The sequence below is a fragment of the Nostoc sp. genome (assembly GCF_036916975.1).
Lineage (GTDB): Bacteria > Cyanobacteriota > Cyanobacteriia > Cyanobacteriales > Nostocaceae > Nostoc.
Map to the genome: position 1 here is coordinate 1 of NZ_JBALFF010000012.1, position 6,139 is coordinate 6,139.

At 41.3% G+C, this 6,139-nt stretch carries 6 protein-coding genes; 3 read left to right on the forward strand and 3 right to left on the reverse strand.

Going from position 1 to position 6,139, the window contains the following annotated elements; genetic code table 11:
* The 3 genes from V7K73_RS02810 to V7K73_RS02820 form a co-directional block, all read left to right on the forward strand.
* On the forward strand, positions 1-1,977 hold a 1,977-nt coding region (locus tag V7K73_RS02810), incomplete at its 5' end, for a choice-of-anchor D domain-containing protein (RefSeq protein ID WP_334876929.1).
* A gap of 429 nt (positions 1,978-2,406) precedes the next feature.
* The gene (locus V7K73_RS02815) at positions 2,407-3,192 is read left to right on the forward strand and encodes an HAD family hydrolase (protein WP_334876931.1); all 786 of its coding nucleotides are present in this window, start codon (positions 2,407-2,409) and stop codon (positions 3,190-3,192) included.
* Positions 3,193-3,511: 319 nt separating this feature from the next.
* Positions 3,512-4,687, forward strand: coding sequence for a DNA double-strand break repair nuclease NurA (locus V7K73_RS02820; RefSeq protein ID WP_334876933.1), 1,176 nt, complete (start codon positions 3,512-3,514; stop codon positions 4,685-4,687).
* Between the two features lie 356 nt (positions 4,688-5,043).
* Here the strand turns inward: V7K73_RS02820 and V7K73_RS02825 are convergent, their stop codons facing one another.
* The 3 genes from V7K73_RS02825 to V7K73_RS02835 are packed head-to-tail and all read right to left on the reverse strand — an operon-like array spanning position 5,044 to position 5,991.
* A complete protein-coding gene (locus V7K73_RS02825; RefSeq protein WP_334876935.1) occupies positions 5,044-5,376 on the reverse strand; it encodes a transposase in 333 nt (110 codons plus the stop codon).
* Positions 5,348-5,545, reverse strand: a complete 198-nt coding sequence (locus V7K73_RS02830; protein ID WP_334876937.1) for a hypothetical protein — start codon at positions 5,543-5,545, stop codon at positions 5,348-5,350. Before V7K73_RS02830 ends, V7K73_RS02825 begins: the two co-directional genes overlap by 29 nt.
* Positions 5,546-5,604: 59 nt before the next feature.
* Entirely contained in the window at positions 5,605-5,991 is a 387-nt protein-coding gene (locus V7K73_RS02835) for a helix-turn-helix domain-containing protein (protein ID WP_334876939.1), read from the reverse strand.
* Positions 5,992-6,139 lie beyond the last annotated feature (148 nt).

Sequence of the window (6,139 nt, forward strand, 5' to 3'; positions counted from 1 at the left end):
CAAAATTCACAAGAAATCCCAGACGGAGAAATTTTCCTTAACAGTGCTAAAAATGTTCAGGTCTATAACAATATTATGTATGCAAACGACGGAGTGTCTGCTACTTCTATTGTTAATTCTAGTAATACTTCATTTAACAATAACCTTGCTTACAACGGAGCTTTTACAGGCACAGGATCGGAAAATGTTTTAAACCAAGACCCCTTGTTTGTTAATGCAGCGAATGGTGATTTTAGGCTCAAACCTGGAAGTCCTGCGATCGATGGTGGTTCCAATGATTTCAATAGCATCACTAAGAACACTCCCCTAGATGGCAATGGCGACGGCAATGTATTGATTGATATTGGCGTATACGAAGCCGCCACCAATAAGACTCCTAACCCCGAAATTCAAGTTCTTGATGGCACAGTTGACATTGCAGATAACAGCACTACCCCCATTAACTTTGGCGAGGTCATTGCTGGCAGTACCGTGACCAAAACTTTTACCATTAAAAACACAGGCATAGCTGCACTCAACCTGAGTAATCTCAAACTCCCCGACGGCTTTAGTTTGGTAGGAACTCTTCCAGGTACTGTGGCTGCTAAGACTTCGGCGAATATAACGGTGGCACTAAATACGGCCACTGGCGGAACCTACACTGGCAACTTCAGTTTAACCAACAACGATAGTAACGAAAGCACCTTTGACTTTGCTATTAGTGGTAAAGTTAATGCTCCCGAAATTCAAGTTTTCAATGGCACAGTTGACATTGTAGATGGCAGCACTACTGCCATTGACTTTGGCAAGGCCGCTTTCGGCAGCACCGTAACTCAAAGTTTTACCATTAAGAACACGGGTAAAGCTGCACTCAACCTGAGTAATCTTAAACTCCCCGACGGCTTTAGTTTGGTAGGAACTCTTCCAAGTACCATAGCTGTCAATAATTGGACGAATATAAAGGTGGCACTTAATACGAATACACCTGGAACCTATGGTGGCAGTTTAACTTTGACCAACAACGATCCTAACGAAAGCAACTTTGACTTTGCCATTAGCGGTACAGTTAAGCCCGCTCCTGCCCCCGAAATTCAAGTTCTCAATGGCACAGTTGACATTGCAGATGGCAGCACCACTCCCGTCGACTTTGGCAACGTCGCTTTCGGCAGTACCATAACCAAAACTTTCACCATCAAGAATACGGGTACAGCTACGCTCAACTTGGGTAATCTCAAACTCCCCGACGGCTTTAGTTTGGTAGGAACTTTTCCATATACCGTGGCTGCCAATGATTCAAGAACTATAACGGTGGAACTCAATACCAATACACCTACACCTGGAACCTATGCTGGCAGCTTTAGTTTGACGACTAATGATAGTAACGAAAGCCCCTTTAACTTTGCCATTAGTGGCACAGTTAAACCCCCTCTTGCTAGCGAAATTTATCTTCTCAATGGCACTGAAAATTCTGAGTACTTAAAAGGCAATGCCCCAGCCAACAAGATTTATGGGTTTGGGGGTGGAGACACCATTGTAGGTAATCTAGGAAATGACCAACTTTCGGGAGGCGACGGAAACGATACTCTCTGGGGAAATGATGGTGATGACCTGCTCTATGGCGATAGCGGCAATGACAAGCTTTCGGGTGACAACGGTAATGATACGCTATTTGGTGGTATCGGCGATGACCAACTATTAGGCGGCGCAGGCAATGACTGGCTTTATGGGGGCGGAGGCAAAGATGTACTTACAGGGGGTTATGGTGCTGACACCTTTGTGTTAGCTTCTGGCGACGGCACGGACTCCATTACTGACTTTGAAGTGGGTAAGGACAAAATTGCCTTGTCAGGTGGTCTCAAGTTTGGTCAATTGTTAATACAGCAACAAGGAAGTCAAACCTTCATTATGAATAGTTCTGACAATCAACTGTTGGCAAAGTTGGATAATGTCACTGCAAGTATACTTTTGGCTCAACCTTCCACTTTTATCACTATTTAGTGATAGTCAAGTCAAGTCTCTTCTCTTCTTAGGCTGCGCCAACTGAGCAGGTGTAAAGGAATAACTAGACATGCTATGACTTAAAGTCAGGTACGTAACACCCGCTCGTTAAGTATAAAAGAAACCACTTCCTCTGTTTTCTTAGGAAGCCAGTAATCCCCTCTTACATGTCAGTCGAGTTACACTGAGGGATTCACACTAAAATCATCACATTTCGGATTATTAACGTAACAGTACGTTTCTAGGTACTATTGAGAAGCAAAAGGTCGAGGCGGTTTGGAATCATCAATGCGATGAAGAGTTACCCGCTTGGAAGTGCTAAAGCGATCGCCTACAATCATCCAGACTATTTTTCCTGCCTACACTTGTGATACAACAAATTATTGCTAGTTCAGTTAAGCTGGCAAAAGCAGTTTCATCCTCAAAACAATGACAGCAAGTAGTCCCACAATTTTAGCCCTAGACTTTGATGGAGTCATATGCGACGGACTAATTGAATATTTTGAGGTAGCATGGCGTACCTACTGTGAAATTTGGTCTTTTGCTAACGACACACCGCCAGATGATTTAGCTTTAAGATTCTATCGCCTACGACCTGTAATTGAAACAGGCTGGGAAATGCCGGTTTTAATCAAAGCCTTGGTAGATGGAATTCTTGATGATAAAATTCTTCATGAATGGGCAACCATCGCCCCAAAACTTTTGTTAAATGACAAACTGCAAGCAAGAGAAATTGCTGCGAAGCTAGATAATCAACGAGATGAATGGATTACCACAGATTTAGACGGTTGGCTAAGTCTGCATAGATTTTATCCAGGTGTAGTAGAAAAAATCAAATTAACTCTTGACAGTGGAGTTAAGCTATACATTGTGACAACTAAAGAAGGGCGTTTTGTCCAGCAGTTGTTGCAACAACAAGGAGTGAATTTCCCAGCAGAAGCAATTACTGGCAAAGAAGTCAAGCGTCCTAAATATGAAATTCTGCGAAATTTAAAGCAAGAAGCAGAAAACAAGGCAGTTAGTCTCTGGTTTGTAGAAGATAGACTCAAGACTTTGCAGTTAGTCCAACAGCAAGCGGACCTTGAAGATGTGAAACTCTTCCTCGCAGACTGGGGTTATAATACCCAAGCAGAACGGGAAGCCGCCCAAAATGAGCCGCGAATTCACCTCTTATCATTGTCTCATTTTTCCAAAGATTTCTCTGCTTGGCTTTAAATATATGAAATATGTTGCAATAATCTCTTAATACCTTTACCCTAAAAGAGCTTGTCATTGTTCAGATTTCTGTAATAGTCAAATTGTTGCCTTTATCGGTATCCCGCCAGGAACTTAATTTCCTGGCTCTCAAGTGGACTAAAATCATTTACTTAGTCGTTTGAAGAGAATTTTAGTTATTAGCTTCGGAACTTATCCCGACGCAAAATGGTAACGAAGTGGGATATATAGCAAAGATTAGAAATCAGAAGCTTACGTTTTTCGATTTAGGTGAAATAATAACTTATAACTATTTACTCCTGATTTAGCACTTACTTTTATGCTTGACCTTACAAAACTGGCACAACAAATGCAGGGTTTAAGTCAGCATCTGACTTTAGAAGCAGTTGCCAGTCGCCAGCGTTTAGAATTGGCGCAACAGCATCTCAAAAATGCTTACGAGTCTCAACAAGATTTAATTGATCGCCAAGAAAAATGGCGCGATCGCATTCTCTTTGCTAATGCTACCCCAATTGAGCCGTTAGAAACCTGCATTGATATCCCAGTTCCTCCAAAAATACATACAGTCATCGCCACCGATGGTTCGCAAATTGCCCCCAACCATCACGAAATTGCTTATTGTTATCTCCTGAATATTGGCAGAGTAGTTTTACACTACGGACAAAACCGCCATCCATTACTTGATAGTTTGGCAGAGGTATTTTACCGCCCGGAAGATTTATATATGTCCCGGCAGTGGGGAATTAGAACCGAAGAATGGATGAGTTTCCGCCGCACTGCTTCAGAAATAACGGTGTTGGCAGAACTTGCATGTGCAGCGAAAGGGGAAGCACCAGCATTGGCGATGGTAGATGGTTCTTTAATTTACTGGTTTTTAGAACAATTGCCGATGGATGCACGCGATCACATTTTACCCCCCATCCTGGAAGCTTGGCAGCAAATGCGTGATGCTCAAATTCCCTTGATGGGCTATCTTAGTGCCTCTGGCAGCATCGAAACAATGAACTTTTTACGGTTGTTAGCTTGTCCTCATCCAGTGCCCGACTGTAAAACTTATTGCCCAAATCAGCTAGAAAAAGTAGCTTGTAAAATTTTTGAACACTTGCGAGATACTTCTGTTTGGGCAACCCGACTCAAGCCAGGACAACGCAGTACCCTGTGGCGCAGTAATTCCCCCATTCTCGAACTCTACGGAGACCAAACCATTTACTTTTGCTATGTCCACGTTGGTACTGAAATCGCCCGGATCGAATTTCCAGCATGGGTAGCAGAGAATGTAAGCATACTAGACCAAGCATTGGGGCTAATGCTAGCACAAGTGCAAAAAGGATATGGCTACCCAGTAGCGATCGCAGAAGCTCATAATCAAGCGGTGGTAAAAGGTGGTGATAGAACGCGTTTCTTTGCCCTCCTTGAACAACAAATGATTAAAGCTGGTTTGAAAAATGTGGGAACTTCGTACAAAGAAGCCAGAAAGCGGGGGAGTATTGCTTAAATCAAGGAGTAAATGCTTACTCTGTACTCACTTTGGTTCACATCATCAGTCCATTTTGCACAGGCTTACTGAATAAACTGGAAAAGAATTTTTCCAAACCATAGATTTCTTTGCCCGATTTGCTGATTACTACTTATTTTGAAAATTTTGGTATTTTCCATAAACCAACTATGACAATGGTTTCAGCCATTGAACCTATATTCTGCACTCTGCGATCGCAGCTCTGGTAAGTGTAAAAATGTTTCTTTATATAGTTACTTCGGTATCCAAATTATAATTTGGGGTTTTCTTTGAGTGTAGTTCATATCCACTACGAATTGAAGTGCGGAATATGGGTGATACAGCATTTTCGGCTGTTATGAGGTACAGTAGCAGCAATTAGCAAACCAGTTTCTGAAATGTTGAGGATTTATTAAGTCGAGTGCAACTGATATTAGTTTATCAACCATTTCTGTTGTAGTTGGAGCAAAACTGCGTAAGAAAGATTTGAGTTGTGACCACCATAATTCAATTGGATTAAAATCGGGAGAATATGGGGATAAACAAAGAACTGAAGCGCCAACAGCTTCAATCATTTGCACAATTGAATCGAGTTTATGCGCGGATAAATTATCCATCACTACTACTGCTCCTGACCATAACTCTGGCACTAAAAACTTCTCAATATAATACTTCAAAAGCTTTGCCATCCATTGAATTATTCATTGTCATTAATGCCACTACTTTTTTAATACTAATTGCTCCAATTACTGTAACTTTTGATCCACGATAGAAGGGGTTAAGAGAGTAAGCTCTTGTTCCTTGCTGTGAACGGGCATGAGTCCTTGTTAAACCAAGTATAACGCCAGTTTCATCCAAAAATACTAAATTTTCTGGCTCTATATGTTTGACCTTTTCCCAAAAATCTAATCTTAAATTCAGGACTCTATCCGTAAGAGCTTGGGTACTCCGCTTTGTTTTTTTTTCCGATTTAATCCTAATTTCTGTAATGCACGACACATTGCACTTCGACCTACCCAATTGCCAGTCTTGTCTGCAAATAATTCACACAATTCTATCAATGTTGCATCTGGATGTGATGCAACTAATTCTGTCAACTCTATGTCAGCATTTCTTAGATGACTAAATTGTGGCTTTCCTCGCCGCTTGGATTGTAAATTTCCTTCAAGTTTTTGTTGTTTTACAAGCTTTTGCACTAAACTCTTTGAGACGGAAAATATGTTAGCTACTTTTCTGATTGAGATGTTTTTTTGAAGATGTGCCGCAACTATTTTTTCTCGAAGATCGACAGAGTATGACTTCATTTAAAAGTATTTATATTTTAATCTAGTGTACCTTATAAGAGACGGAAGTGCTGTAAACAAAAACCTCCGAGCTGTGATGTGAGCTTGGAGGTATTGTTTGAATTAAAAATCCTGGCATCGAGCTATTTTTGCGTAGGGCTACCCCTAA